The 12,977-nt window shown below is 65.9% G+C and carries 13 protein-coding genes; 1 reads left to right on the top strand and 12 read right to left on the bottom strand.

The annotated features are described in order from the left end of the window. Positions 1 to 118: 118 nt before the first annotated feature. From G372_RS0103415 to apbC, 12 genes are all read right to left on the bottom strand, one after another. Positions 119 to 922, bottom strand: a complete 804-nt coding sequence (locus tag G372_RS0103415) for a tetratricopeptide repeat protein (protein ID WP_019624561.1) — start codon at positions 920 to 922, stop codon at positions 119 to 121. 155 nt (positions 923 to 1,077) lie between these two features. Continuing rightward, a complete protein-coding gene (gene rimI, locus G372_RS0103410) occupies positions 1,078 to 1,557 on the bottom strand; it encodes a ribosomal protein S18-alanine N-acetyltransferase (protein ID WP_026278941.1) in 480 nt (159 codons plus the stop codon). 93 nt (positions 1,558 to 1,650) lie between these two features. Further along, positions 1,651 to 2,445 carry a uracil-DNA glycosylase gene (locus tag G372_RS0103405; protein ID WP_019624562.1) on the bottom strand — a complete coding sequence of 265 codons (795 nt, stop codon included), beginning with the start codon at positions 2,443 to 2,445 and terminating at the stop codon, positions 1,651 to 1,653. 3 nt (positions 2,446 to 2,448) lie between these two features. After that, positions 2,449 to 3,258 (bottom strand): CDP-diacylglycerol--serine O-phosphatidyltransferase, encoded by an 810-nt coding sequence (pssA, locus tag G372_RS0103400; RefSeq protein WP_019624563.1) that lies wholly within the window; start codon positions 3,256 to 3,258, stop codon positions 2,449 to 2,451. Beyond that, positions 3,255 to 3,923: a phosphatidylserine decarboxylase gene (locus G372_RS0103395; protein ID WP_018863772.1), complete on the bottom strand. Its 669-nt coding sequence runs from the start codon at positions 3,921 to 3,923 to the stop codon at positions 3,255 to 3,257. The genes pssA and G372_RS0103395 overlap by 4 nt, the downstream gene beginning before the upstream one ends. Before the next feature lie 64 nt (positions 3,924 to 3,987). Then, a complete protein-coding gene (ilvC, locus tag G372_RS0103390; protein WP_018863771.1) occupies positions 3,988 to 5,004 on the bottom strand; it encodes a ketol-acid reductoisomerase in 1,017 nt (338 codons plus the stop codon). Positions 5,005 to 5,095: 91 nt separating this feature from the next. Further along, entirely contained in the window at positions 5,096 to 5,590 is a 495-nt protein-coding gene (gene ilvN, locus G372_RS0103385) for an acetolactate synthase small subunit (RefSeq protein ID WP_019624564.1), read from the bottom strand. Between the two features lie 22 nt (positions 5,591 to 5,612). Beyond that, positions 5,613 to 7,331 (bottom strand): biosynthetic-type acetolactate synthase large subunit, encoded by a 1,719-nt coding sequence (gene ilvB, locus G372_RS0103380; RefSeq protein ID WP_019624565.1) that lies wholly within the window; start codon positions 7,329 to 7,331, stop codon positions 5,613 to 5,615. Between the two features lie 149 nt (positions 7,332 to 7,480). Then, entirely contained in the window at positions 7,481 to 7,690 is a 210-nt protein-coding gene (locus G372_RS0103375; protein WP_018863768.1) for a fimbrillin family protein, read from the bottom strand. Between the two features lie 110 nt (positions 7,691 to 7,800). Then, the gene (locus G372_RS0103370; protein WP_026340421.1) at positions 7,801 to 8,706 is read right to left on the bottom strand and encodes a carbamate kinase; all 906 of its coding nucleotides are present in this window, start codon (positions 8,704 to 8,706) and stop codon (positions 7,801 to 7,803) included. Between the two features lie 28 nt (positions 8,707 to 8,734). Then, positions 8,735 to 9,301, bottom strand: a complete 567-nt coding sequence (gene dcd, locus G372_RS0103365; protein ID WP_012983152.1) for a dCTP deaminase — start codon at positions 9,299 to 9,301, stop codon at positions 8,735 to 8,737. A gap of 29 nt (positions 9,302 to 9,330) precedes the next feature. Continuing rightward, on the bottom strand, positions 9,331 to 10,422 hold the full coding sequence (gene apbC / locus G372_RS0103360; RefSeq protein WP_018863766.1) for an iron-sulfur cluster carrier protein ApbC: 1,092 nt from the start codon (positions 10,420 to 10,422) through the stop codon (positions 9,331 to 9,333). Between the two features lie 460 nt (positions 10,423 to 10,882). On the opposite strand from apbC, the gene metG reads away from it, so the two are divergent. Then, complete coding sequence (gene metG, locus G372_RS0103355; protein ID WP_019624567.1) at positions 10,883 to 12,919, top strand: methionine--tRNA ligase; 2,037 nt, start codon at positions 10,883 to 10,885, stop codon at positions 12,917 to 12,919. Positions 12,920 to 12,977 lie beyond the last annotated feature (58 nt).

The following is a 12,977-nucleotide window of genomic DNA, read 5'->3' as shown; positions in this document are numbered from 1 at the left end:
AGGTTCCCCGATCCTGCGTTGCGCCGCTTGCGGGTAGAACCACTACCCGCTGCACGGCGCGCCTTGTCTCGGAAAACCTGGGGTACCAACGCGAGCGTGTACATTGATCAGTGTTTCCCTAGCGTGCGGCCGCCCGCTGAATCTCCGAGGACTGTTCGTCCAGTCGGCTCTGGGCAAGATCCAGGTCGCGCTGATTCATGCGCGTCTTGACGGCCTCGATGCGTTCGTTGTCCTCGGCCAGGGAATACCAGACATAGGCCTCGACCAGGTCGCGTTCCACCCCTTGCCCGTTCTGATGAAGACGACCCAGGCCGATCTGCGAATTGCGATCACCGCGCTCGGCAGCCTTGGTATACCAGCGGGCTGCCTCGGCGGGATCCGGACTGGTCCCCTGCCCCCTCTCATGCAGGAAGCCATAGTAGTACTTGGCCGAGACCTGCCCCTGCTGTGCCGCCTTGCCCAGCCACTCCAGGGCCTCGCTGTGCGACTGATCGTTGCGGGCGTAGTGGCTGCCCAGCCAGTATTGCGCGTCCGCGTACCCCAGTTCCGCCGAACGTGTGTAGTGCTCAAGGGCCTTGTCTTCATCCGCCGCCGTCCCGCGACCGGCGGCAAACATGAAGCCAAGGTAGTAATGGGCGCCCGCATGATCGTCGTCCGCCGCACGCGCGAACCAGTGCAGCGCCGCGTCGTAATCCACGTCGGTACCCCGGCCAACGTAATTGGCCATCCCCACATCGAACATGGCACGCGTATCGCCGCGCTGGGCATTGCCTTCGCGAATCTCGTACCAGACGCCGAGCAGCTCCTGCTGGCGTTCGACCTCGTCGTAACCATAGTCCTGAGCCTGTGCCACGCCGGTGCCGAAGGCCAAGGGCAGCGTCAGGGGGAGCGAGAAAAACAGGGCACGCAGCGATCGGGACATGGGACTACCTCACGGGGATTCCGGCATCAATGCCGGTTACGATCATAGACCGCACCCTGACCATGCGCAAAACGGCGCCAGCGGGACGTGAACCCCAGGCCGCAAAACGGCCTCGAGACGCGGGAAAACGTGCCGGCCGTCACAGAGCCTCGGGTTCAGGCCCCGGCCGGGCCATCGCACCGGCGACTCAGCACCCAGGCGTCCTCGCGCCCGCTGTGCAGCGGATAGTAGCGCGGCCGGGTCCCGATGTGCGCGAAGCCCTCCGAGCGATAGAGCTGCACCGCCGCGACATTGGACGGACGCACCTCCAGAAACAGGGCCTCGGCCTTCTGGTCGCAGGCATAGTCGAGCAGGCGGCGCAGCAGAAAGCGACCCAGCCCGTACCCCTGCCAGCGCCGATCGACCGTCATATTCAGCAGATGCGCCTCGCCGGCCGCCACGGTCAGCACCGCGTGCCCCACCTGGCGCTCGTCCACCTCCAGCACCCAGCAGTCATAGCCGACCCGGATGCAGTCCTCGAAGATGCGCGCAGTCCAGGGGTAGTGGTAGGCCTCGCGCTCGATGGCCATTACACGCTCGACATCCTCGGCCAGCATGCGGCGCATCCGGGGTTGTACTTGCGGCTCGGCACTCATGGCGTCGGGCTGGCTCTCCTGAGTTCATTCCTGGGCTGAGCATATAGGCGTGTACGCGTTCGCTGCATTCCCTAACTCCTACAGTCCGAAGGGTTACCCTCCGGACGCACTCGTCAGGCAGGCCCGTGCACGCTGCAGATCCTGCCAGGCCTTGGCCTTGTCCTGCGGCTTCCGCAACAGATAGGCGGGATGATACGTCACGACCAGCGGGACCTCACGATACCGATGCAGGCTGCCACGCAGGCGCCCCAAGGGCTGGTCGGTCTCCAGCAGATGCTGGGCGGCGATACGCCCGAGCGCAACAATCACCTCCGGCTGCACCAGCGCGATCTGCCGGTTGAGGAAGCCGCGACAGGCCCGGGATTCCTCCGGACTGGGGTCGCGGTTGTTCGGCGGGCGGCACTTGAGCACGTTGGCGATAAACACATCCTGCCGCCGATCGAGTCCCAGTGCGGCGAGCATATTATCCAGCAACTGGCCGGCACGTCCGACGAAGGGTTCGCCCCGGCGGTCTTCCTCGGCCCCGGGGGCCTCGCCCACGAGCAGCCAGCGGGCGCGGCGATCCCCCACGCCAAACACCGTCTGCGTACGCTGACCGGCGAGCTCGGCACAGGCCGTGCAGTCGCGTACGCGCGCCTCGAGTTCCGACCAGTCGAGGGACTCGACTCCGCCCTCGGCTGGCACGCTCGCGGGGATCGCTGGCGCTTCGGACGACTCGAGGGGGGCGCTGGGCACCTGGCTGGACTCTACCTCGGGCACCAGCGGCGCAGCGGACGGCTCGGCGGCCGGTGCTGCCGCCGGAACGCCCGGGAAGGCGCCGTCCCGGGCGCGCCAGACGGGGATCCCCATGTCGGCCAGGATACGGCGTTTTCGTGCCGACAGGTCCACGCGTCAGTCCCCCGGGGGCGTACGACGACGATGGCGGCGCCAGCGTTCCAGCGTCAGCAGGGGCCCGGAGAGGGCATAGATCACGAAGCCCGCCCAAAGGACCTTGGGCGGATCCAGCGCCAGCAGCATCAGTGCGCCCACCACCCCGACAATCGCCAGGAACGGCACCCGATGCTTGAAGTCCATGTCCTTGAAACTGAAATAGGTCAGATTGCTGACCATCGCCGCACCCGCGAGCACCGTCACGATCAGGATCGCGACTACGTACGGGTCGGCCAGATCCGCCGGAATGCCGAGGTCCTCCAGCACCCAGACCATCCCGACCACCAGGGCCGCGGCGGCGGGGCTCGGCAGCCCCTGGAAGAATCGCTTGTCCACCACGGCCAGTCGGCTGTTGAAGCGAGCCAGGCGCAACGCCGCGGCAGTGGCAAAGAAGAAGGCCGCGACCCAGCCGAGATTGCCCAGATCCTGGAGCTGCCACAGATACACGACCAGGGCCGGGGCCACCCCGAAGGAGACCAGGTCGGACAGCGAGTCGTACTGCGCACCGAACTCGCTTTGCGTGTCCGTCATGCGCGCCACGCGGCCATCGAGGGTATCCAGGACCATGGCGACGAACACCGCGATCGCGGCGGTCGTGAATTCGCCATTGATCGCGGAGACGATGGCGAAGAACCCGGAGAACAGGACCCCGGTGGTGAACAGGTTGGGGAGCAGAAAGATGCCGCGGCGACGCCGGGCACGCCCCTCGTGCCGGTCGTCGGTCCCGTTCATCTCGTCGATGTCGCTTGAGCCCTCGTCATCCGGCGTCACTCCAGCACCTCCACGGTCGCTTCCTCGTCGCCACTGGACTCCGGCAGACCGCCAATCACGGTCGATCCCGCCAGCACCTTCTGGCCGACCTGGGCCAACACCTGGGACCCGGCCGGCAGCCAGACTTCGAAGGTAGCACCGAATCCGGCAAAACCCATGCGCTTGCCGCGCCCGAGGCGATTGCCTGGCACCACGTTCTGCAGACGGATCATCCGTGGCCAGTGATTGACCGACAGGGCGAGCGTCAGACGCGTACCCTCGTCGGTCGTCAGCGCAAATGCCAGACGGTGACCCAGCTGCCCGTCCGGCGGGCTGTCCGTCTCTTTGCCCGGCCAGCTTCGCTCGACCACCTTCGATTCCTGCGGGGCATGAACGTTGTATTCCCCAAGCCGCCGCTGGCGAATGCGGATGCGCCGGGCGGGCTCGCCGGTAAACGGATCGGTCGTCTCGTCGACCGCCTCCACCGTGCCGTCGGCCGGGGCGATCACGCCCAGTGCGGGGGCCGCCGCCTTGCGCCGCAGATCCCGAAACACCCCCATCAGCGCCACGGTCAGCAGCACCATGAACAGGCCCAGCTCGGCCTCTCCGACCAGTAGCGAGATCACCGCCATCCAGGCGGCGATGATCACGAACAGACGGCCTTCGGGGGCGAGCGGAAACAGCATGGGGTTCTCGGAGGGGGCGCGGGTGCGCGACCCGGGGCCTGCGCCCCGGGCCGCCCCCGACGGATCAGTTGCGGGACTTGTCGACCAGCTGGTTGGCCTTGATCCACGGCATCATCGCACGCAGGCGTTCGCCCACCTGCTCGATCTCGTGGGCCGCGTTCAGGCGACGGTTGGCGGTCATCGACGGGTAGTTCATCGCGCCTTCCAGGATGAACTGCTTGGCGTACTCGCCGTTCTGGATATTCTTCAGCGCCTCGCGCATCGCCCAGCGCGACTCCTCGTTGATCACCTGCGGGCCGGTCACGTACTCGCCGTACTCGGCGTTGTTGGAGATCGAGTAGTTCATGTTGGCGATGCCGCCCTCGTACATCAGGTCGACGATCAGCTTCAGTTCGTGCAGGCACTCGAAGTAGGCCATCTCCGGGGCGTAGCCGGCCTCGGTCAGGGTCTCGAAGCCCGCCTTGACCAGCTCCACCGCACCGCCGCACAGCACGGCCTGCTCGCCGAACAGGTCGGTCTCGGTCTCGTCCTTGAAGGTGGTCTCGATGATGCCGGTGCGGCCGCCGCCGATCGCAGAGGCGTAGGACATCGCGATGTCGCGGGCCTTGCCGGAGGCGTCCTGCTGCACCGCGATCAGGTCGGGGATACCGCCGCCACGCACGAACTCGGAGCGCACGGTGTGGCCCGGGGCCTTGGGCGCGATCATGATCACGTCCAGGTCCTTGCGCGGCTCGATCTGGTTGTAGTGGATCGCGAAGCCGTGGGCGAAGGCCAGGGTCGCGCCCTGCTTCAGGTTGGGCTCCAGCACGTCACGGTACAGGGCCGCCTGGTACTCGTCCGGGGCCAGTACCATGATCAGATCGGCACCGGCGGTCGCGGTATCGACATCGGCGACCTTCAGCCCCGCCTCCTCGGCCTTGGCACGCGAGCTGGACCCGCCACGCAGGCCGACGGTGACGTCCACACCGGAATCCTTCAGGTTGTTCGCATGGGCGTGCCCCTGCGAGCCATAGCCGATGATCGCGACCTTCATGCCCTGGATGATGGAGAGGTCGGCGTCTTTGTCGTAATACAGGTTCATGGCAGTCATTTCCTTGGCAACGGGCCCCGCCAGGAGGCCCATGACGAATTAACAGCCCGTGCCCGGCGGACACGGACGAAAGCGAAGACGATTACAGTTGCAGCGCGACGTCGCCGCGGGCGATGCCCATCACACCCGAGCGCACGACCTCCTGCACCGGGAACGGCGAGACCGCCTCGAGGAAGGCGTCGAGCTTGGAGCCCTCGCCGGTGATCTCGATCACGTAGGTCTGCTGGGTCACGTCGATGATGCGACCGCGGAAGATGTCGGTCAGGCGCTTGACCTCTTCCCGATCGGCCGCCTCGCCCACACGCACCTTGATCAGGGCCATCTCGCGCTCGATGTGCGGGTGCGCGGTCATGTCCAGCAGCTTGATCACGTCGACCAGCTTGTTCAGCTGCTTGGTGATCTGCTCGACGATCTCGTCGGAGCCACTGGTGACGATGGTCATGCGCGACAGCGACGGGTCGTCGGTCGGCGCGACGGTCAGCGATTCGATGTTGTAGCCACGCGCGGAGAACAGCCCGGCCACCCTTGAGAGGGCACCGGATTCGTTTTCCAGCAGGACACTGATGATATGACGCATACGGCTCTTCCCTGTACCCGGTTCAGACCAGGATCATTTCGTTCTGGCCGGCGCCGGCCGGGATCATCGGATAGACGTTCTCGGACTGGTCGGTGATGAAGTCCAGGAACACCAGGCGCTCCTTCTGCGCGAGGGCCTCCTTGATCGCGCCCTCGACATCGCCCGGCTTGTCGATGCGCATGCCCACATGGCCATACGCCTCGGCCAGTTTTACGAAATCGGGCAGCGCGTCCATGTAGGACATCGCGTAGCGGCCCTGGTAGAAGAACTCCTGCCACTGCCGGACCATGCCCAGATAACGGTTGTTCAGGTTCAGGATCTTGATCGGCAGCTGGTACTGGTAGCAGGTCGACAGCTCCTGGATGCACATCTGGATGCTGGCCTCGCCGGTGATGCAGCCGACCGTCGCGTCCGGGTGGGCGAACTGCACGCCCATCGCGAACGGCAGGCCGACGCCCATCGTCCCCAGGCCACCCGAATTGATCCAGCGGTTCGGCTTGTCGAAGCCGTAGAACTGCGCGGCCCACATCTGGTGCTGGCCAACGTCCGAGGTCACGAAGGCTTCGCCCTTCGTCAGCTCCCAGAACTTCTGCACCACGTACTGTGGCTTGATCAGTTCGGACTCGCGGTCGTATTTCAGGCAGTCCTGCGACTGCCACTCGCGGATCTGCTTCCACCAGGCATCCAGCGCCGCCGGGTCCGGCTTCGCGTTGGCGGCGTCCAGCGCCTTGATCAGCGCGCGCAGCACCGGCTCCACCTCGCCAACGATGGGCACGTCGACCTTCACGTTCTTGGAAATCGAGGATGGGTCGACATCGACATGCACGATCTTCGCGTGCGGGCAGAACTTCTCGATGTTGCCGGTCACACGGTCGTCGAAGCGCGCGCCGATCGCGATCAGCACGTCGGCGTGGTGCATGGCCATGTTGGCCTCGTAGGTCCCGTGCATGCCCAGCATGCCCAGGAACTGCTTGTCCGACGACGGATAGCCGCCCAGCCCCATCAGGGTGTTGGTGATCGGGTAGCCGAGCTTGCGGGTGAACTCGGTCAGCGCCTCGGAACCCTTGCCCAGGATCACGCCCCCGCCGGTGTAGATCATCGGCTGCTTCGCCGACAGGATCAGGTCCACCGCCTTGTCGATCTGGCCGGTGTAACCGCCAAAGGTCGGGTTGTACGAGCGCATGTGGATGGACTCGGGGTATTCGAACTCGCAGCTCGCCGCGGTCACATCCTTCGGGATATCCACGACCACGGGGCCGGGGCGACCGGTGGTCGCCACGTAGAAGGCCTTCTTGATCGTGGTCGCCAGATCCTTCACGTCCTTGACCAGGAAGTTGTGCTTCACGCAGGGGCGGGTAATCCCCACGGTATCCACTTCCTGGAAGGCGTCGTTGCCGATCAGGCTGGTCGGCACCTGGCCGGTGAACACGACCAGCGGCACCGAATCCATGTAGGCATCGGCGATCCCGGTAATCGCGTTGGTCGCGCCGGGGCCGGAGGTGACCAGCGCAACCCCCGGCTTGTCGGAGGATTTGGCATAGCCCTCGGCCGCATGTACCGCGCCCTGTTCGTGGCGCACCAGTACGTGCGAGACCTTGTCCTGGCGGTACAGCGCATCGTAGATGTGCAGTACCGCCCCGCCGGGATACCCGAATACGACGTCGACACCCTCGGCCTGCAGGCTGCGGCAGAAGATCTCGGCGCCGGTGATGGCGGTGGAGGAATTTGCGGTCTCGGACATGGTGGTCGACTTCCTTACCTAAGGGCTCGTGCGTGATCGTGGCGGGATCACCCAGCAGGAATCAAAATAGCCCAGCATCCTAATATGAAATGACGATTTTTCCCAGCACGCAGCGCACGCGAAACCGTCCAGGAGAAGGCGCAGAGGCTTCAGTCGTCCGACTTCTTCACGTCCGCCGCAGGCAGACCGGGATTGGTCGGGCGGCGGGCATCGTCGCTGGACATGTCCTGCGGCGCCATCTGCTGTTCCAGCCCTTGCGGCGGGTTCACCTCTTCTTCCTCGCCTCCGCAGCCGGCCAGCACAAGCGCGGCGGCAACCGGCAGAACGAGGACTCCAGTGATGCGGGCATGGCGATACATAGTGTTCTTCCTTGCGATACAGGGGCGTGAACGGGCGAGCTTGCCGCGAGACCAATGGCTTGGCAACAATCCACCACGGCGAGACGCTGATTCCCGCGCGGGTCCGGACCCTACGACACCCCCACCGGCAAGACCCGCGTCCCGGCCTGCCCCGCAACAATCGCGGCAGCGTCCTCGAGCGCCCCGATCCCGGCACAGGCACCGTATTCCGCGACGCGCCGTGCGGCCTCCATCTTCGGGCCCATCGATCCGGCCGGGAAGGTCTCAGGGTCGACCGCACTGACCAGCAATGCCTTCAGGCGCGTGGCATCGGGCTCGCCCCAGTTCCAGTAGACGCCGTCGACGTCCGTCAGCATCAGGAGCCAGTCCGCGCCCAGCTCCACCGCCAGGCGTGCGGCGGTCAGGTCCTTGTCCACCACTGCCTCGATGCCGTACAGCCGACCTTCATCATCACGCGCGACCGGCACGCCGCCGCCGCCCGCGCAGATCGCGAGGGATCCGCCGTCGACCAGGGTCCGTACGGCCTCCACGCCCAGCACCTTCTGCGGCTCCGGCGAGGCGACCACGCGCCGCCAGCCGTCACCGTCGCGGGCGATATCCCAGCCGCGTGCCTCGGCCAGGGCATGCGCCCGGGATTCATCCCAGACCGGGCCGATGAACTTTTCGGGGCGGGCGAACGCCGGATCGTCCGGGTCGACCTCGGTCTGCGTCAGTAGGCTGGCGATCCGGTCATGTCCCAGGGCGTTGTGCAGCTCCTGCGCAAGGATGTAGCCGATCATCCCGTGGCTCTCGGCGCCGACCACGTCCAGTGGCCAGTGAATGGAATCGGCCTCCGCCTGGCTGGCCAGCAGGCCCACCTGCGGACCATTGCCGTGGGTCACGACGACCTCGTGCTCGTTGGCGACCTCGGCGACAGCCTGCGCCGCGGCGCGGGCATTGCGCCGCTGGGCCTCGGCCGACGGGGTCTCGCCGCGTTGCAGCAGGGCGTTTCCGCCCAGCGCGATCACGATGCGGATGGCGGCCTCCTTCGCGGGTCGGTGGGGGTCAGGTACGGGGCAAGGTCACACCACGCTGCCCCTGGTACTTGCCGCCGCGGTCCTTGTAAGAGGTCTCGCAGACCTCGTCGGACTGCAGGAACAGCATCTGTGCCACGCCCTCGTTGGCGTAGATCTTGGCCGGCAGCGGCGTGGTGTTGGAGAACTCCAGCGTCACGTGGCCTTCCCACTCGGGTTCCAGCGGGGTCACGTTGACGATGATGCCGCAGCGCGCGTAGGTCGACTTGCCGAGGCAGATGGTCAGCACGTCGCGCGGGATGCGGAAGTACTCGACCGTATGCGCCAGCGCAAACGAGTTGGGCGGGATGATGCAGACATCGGAATGCACGTCCACAAAGCTGCCCTCGTCGAAGCCCTTGGGGTCGACGATGCTCGAGTTGATGTTGGTGAAGATCTTGAAATGGTCCGAGCAGCGCACGTCATAGCCGTAGCTGGACGTACCGTAGGAGACGATGCGCTGCTCGTCGTGATAGCGGACCTGACCGGGCTCGAAGGGCTCGATCATGCCCTTCGTCTCGGCCATCTCCCGGATCCAGCGGTCCGACTTGATGCTCATCTGCCCTGTCCCTGGTTGTGGTCGCCGAATCAGTTGTTCTGGATGACGATGTTGGGGAACTTGCTGCTGTAGTCCTTCGCCTGCTCCGCGAGCTTGGCGCCCGTGCGACGTGCGATCTCGCGGTAGATCTCGGCGATGCGGCTGTCCGGTGCGGCGACCACGGTCGGCTCGCCCCCATCGGCCTGCTCGCGGATGTGAATGTCCAGCGGCAGCGCGCCGAGCATGTCCACGCCGTATTCCTCGGCCATGCCCTCGGCACCGCCCTGGCCGAAGATGTGCTCCTCGTGGCCACACTTCGAGCAGATGTGGATGCTCATGTTCTCGATGATGCCCAGTACCGGCACCTCGACCTTCTCGAACATGCGCAGTCCCTTGCGCGCATCCAGCAGGGCGATGTCCTGCGGCGTGGTGACGATCACCGCACCGGAGACCGGGATCTTCTGCGACAGGGTCAACTGGATGTCGCCGGTACCCGGCGGCAGATCGATCACCAGGTAGTCGAGATCCTTCCAGTTGGTCTCGTTCAGCAGCTGCTCCAGGGCCTGGGTGACCATCGGGCCACGCCAGATCATCGGCGTGTCCTCCTCGATCAGGAAGCCAATGGACATCGCCTGCACGCCGTGGCGCTCCAGCGGTTCCATGGACTTGCCGTCTTTCGACTCCGGACGATCCTTGATCCCCAGCATGCGCGGCTGGCTGGGGCCGTAGATGTCCGCGTCCAGGATTCCGACCTGCGCGCCTTCGGCGGCCAGGCCCAGGGCCAGATTGACCGCGGTGGTGGACTTGCCCACCCCGCCCTTGCCGGAGGCCACGGCGATGATGTTCTTGATGCCGGGCATCGGCTTCAGGCTCTTCTGCACCGCGTGGGCGGTCACCTTCGTACCGATGGTGACCTCGGAGGACTCGAGACCGGGCACGCCGGCCAGCGCGCCCTGGATCGCGGCACGCAGCTCGTCGTGATAGCCGTCCGCCGAGTAGCCCATCTCGATGCTGATGACCGCACGCGCGCCCTCAACGCGGATATCCCTGACCGCACCGGCGGCCACCAGGTCCTGTTCCAGGTACTTGTCCTGAACGGTCTTCAGGGCGTTTTCGATCTGCTCGCGCGAGAGTTCGGACATGGCGTTCGTTCCATCCAGCGGTTGGGAGTAATCGCGCGATTCTACTGGGCGCAAATCGGCACGCCAATGGCACCACACGTCGGCAGTCCTTTGCCGTATGCCTCGAGAGGGGTGCCGAGCGTTCTGTCAACCCTTCCGCCCTGTTTTATACACATGAATCTTCGCACGACCGGCAAACGCCCCAGATAGCGACAACAGCGCCGAAACTGCTCTACAAAGAACCCGCATCTTGCTGTTTATACTTGCAAAAAATAAATTGAACGTTTTTTGACCAATCTGTACGGGGTCCTTGCGTAACAAGGCCTGGCGAAGAATTCCACCGTGTTGCCCACAGAGTTATCCACAGCTTCTGTGGAAAAGGCCGCGGCAAGCGCGACGCGCCTCGACAACCCGGCTGGCAGCCCCGACAATAACGCCCCTGCATTCCGCCGCCCGCCGCTACCGAGGCACGAGCCCGACGATGACTGACACGCCGCGCAAGATCCTGGTCACCAGCGCCCTGCCCTATGCCAACGGGCCGATCCATCTGGGGCACCTGGTCGAGTACATCCAGACCGATATCTGGGTGCGCTTCCAGCGTGCGCGCGGCCACGAGGTGATCTACGTCTGCGCGGATGACGCGCACGGCACCCCGATCATGCTGAAGGCCCGCGCCGAGGGCATCGAGCCCGAGGAGCTGATCGCACGGGTGCGCCAGGAGCACGAGGCCGACTTCAGTGAGTTCCTGGTCGGCTTCGACCACTACCACTCGACCCACTCGGACGAGAACCGCGAACTCGCTGCCCGCATCTACACCGCACTGCGCGACGCCGGGCATATCGAGACGCGCACCATCGACCAGGCCTACGACCCCGAGGCCGGGATGTTCCTGCCTGACCGCTTCATCAAGGGCAGCTGCCCGAGATGCGGCGCCGAGGAGCAGTACGGCGACTCCTGCGAGGCCTGCGGCGCGACCTACAGCCCGCTGGACCTGAAAGACCCGGTCTCCGCGATCAGCGGCGCCCGCCCGGAATCGCGCGAGTCCGAGCACTACTTCTTCAGGCTCGGCGACTTCGAGGCCTTCCTGCGCGAGTGGACCGGCTCCGGCCGCCTGCAGGACGCGATCCGCAACAAGCTGGACGAGTGGTTCGACGCGGGCCTGACCGACTGGGATATCTCGCGCGACGCCCCCTACTTCGGCTTCGAGATCCCCGACGCCCCGGGCAAGTACTTCTACGTCTGGCTGGACGCGCCCATCGGCTACATGGCGAGCTTTCGCGCCTACGCCGAACAGCAGGGCCTGGACTTCGACGCCTGGTGGGGCGCGGACTCCGACGCCGAGCTGTATCACTTCATCGGCAAGGACATCGCGTACTTCCATACGCTGTTCTGGCCGGCCATGCTGCACGGCGCGGGCTTTCGCACGCCCAGCGCGGTGTTCTGCCACGGCTTCCTGACCGTCAACGGGCAGAAGATGTCCAAGTCGCGCGGGACCTTCATCCGCGCGCGCGACTACCTCGACCACCTGAATCCCGAATCCCTGCGCTACTACCTCGCGGCCAAGCTGGGTGCCGGGGTCGACGACCTCGACCTCAACCTGGACGACTTCGTCCAGCGCGTGAACTCCGATCTGGTCGGCAAGCTGGTCAACATCGCCAGCCGCTGCGCCGGCTTCATTACCAAGCGCTCGAACGGCGAGCTGGCGGCCGAGCTGCCGCGTCCGGACCTGCACGAGGCCTTCGTCGACGAGGGCGAGGCCATCGCCGCCGCGTTCGAGAACCGCGAATACGCCCAGGCCATCCGCCGCATCATGGCGCTGGCCGATCAGGCCAACCAGTACATCGACGAGGCCCAGCCCTGGGTGCTAGCGAAGCAGGAAGGCCGCGAGGCCGAGGTGCAGGCCATCTCCACCCAGGGGCTGGACCTGTTCCGTATCCTGATCGTCTACCTCGCCCCGGTATTGCCGCGACTGGCGGCCGACGCCGCGGCCTTCCTGCGGCTGGACAGCCTGGCCTGGGATACGCGCGCACCGCTGGTCGGGCGCTCGATCGAGAAGTTCAGGCCGCTGATGACGCGCATCGAGGGCGAGACCGTCGACAAGCTGCTGGAGGCCTCGAAGGCCACCCTGGCCACGCCCGAACCCGAGTCCGCCCCCACCGCCGAAGCGGAACCCGACGTGGACCCCATCGCCGAGACCATCGACTTCGACACCTTCGCGAAGGTGGACCTGCGCATCGCGCGCATCGCCAGTGCCGAGCACGTGGAAGGCGCGGACAAGCTGCTGAAGCTGACCCTCGATATCGGCTCGGAGACGCGTCAGGTCTTTGCCGGCATCAAGTCCGCCTACGCGCCGGAGGATCTGGTCGGCCGCCACACGGTGATGGTGGCCAACCTCGCGCCGCGCAAGCTGCGCTTTGGCGTATCCGAGGGCATGGTCCTGGCGGCCGGCCCCGGCGGCTCGGAACTGTACATCCTCAACCCGGACGACGGCGCCCGGCCCGGAATGCGGGTCAAATAGGCCGCCCGCGTCATGGATTTGCACCCACGGCTCGCGTAAGCTGCCGCTCTTTTGCCGA

This window comes from Thioalkalivibrio thiocyanoxidans ARh2, from assembly GCF_000385215.1.
GTDB lineage: Bacteria > Pseudomonadota > Gammaproteobacteria > Ectothiorhodospirales > Ectothiorhodospiraceae > Thioalkalivibrio > Thioalkalivibrio thiocyanoxidans.
Note: the sequence above shows the minus strand (reverse complement) of the source record. Positions and strands in the feature narration are given on the sequence as shown.

Excerpts from the sequence above, each read along its gene's own strand:
- G372_RS0103415 (WP_019624561.1), bottom strand. The coding sequence starts at position 922 with ATGTCCCGATCGCTGCGTGCCCTGTTTTTCTCGCTCCCCCTGACGCTG.
- rimI (WP_026278941.1), bottom strand. The coding sequence starts at position 1,557 with ATGAGTGCCGAGCCGCAAGTACAACCCCGGATGCGCCGCATGCTGGCC.
- G372_RS0103395 (WP_018863772.1), bottom strand. The coding sequence starts at position 3,923 with ATGCTGTTTCCGCTCGCCCCCGAAGGCCGTCTGTTCGTGATCATCGCC.
- ilvC (WP_018863771.1), bottom strand. The coding sequence starts at position 5,004 with ATGAACCTGTATTACGACAAAGACGCCGACCTCTCCATCATCCAGGGC.
- ilvN (WP_019624564.1), bottom strand. The coding sequence starts at position 5,590 with ATGCGTCATATCATCAGTGTCCTGCTGGAAAACGAATCCGGTGCCCTC.
- ilvB (WP_019624565.1), bottom strand. The coding sequence starts at position 7,331 with ATGTCCGAGACCGCAAATTCCTCCACCGCCATCACCGGCGCCGAGATC.
- G372_RS0103375 (WP_018863768.1), bottom strand. The coding sequence starts at position 7,690 with ATGTATCGCCATGCCCGCATCACTGGAGTCCTCGTTCTGCCGGTTGCC.
- dcd (WP_012983152.1), bottom strand. The coding sequence starts at position 9,301 with ATGAGCATCAAGTCGGACCGCTGGATCCGGGAGATGGCCGAGACGAAG.
- apbC (WP_018863766.1), bottom strand. The coding sequence starts at position 10,422 with ATGTCCGAACTCTCGCGCGAGCAGATCGAAAACGCCCTGAAGACCGTT.
- metG (WP_019624567.1), top strand. The coding sequence starts at position 10,883 with ATGACTGACACGCCGCGCAAGATCCTGGTCACCAGCGCCCTGCCCTAT.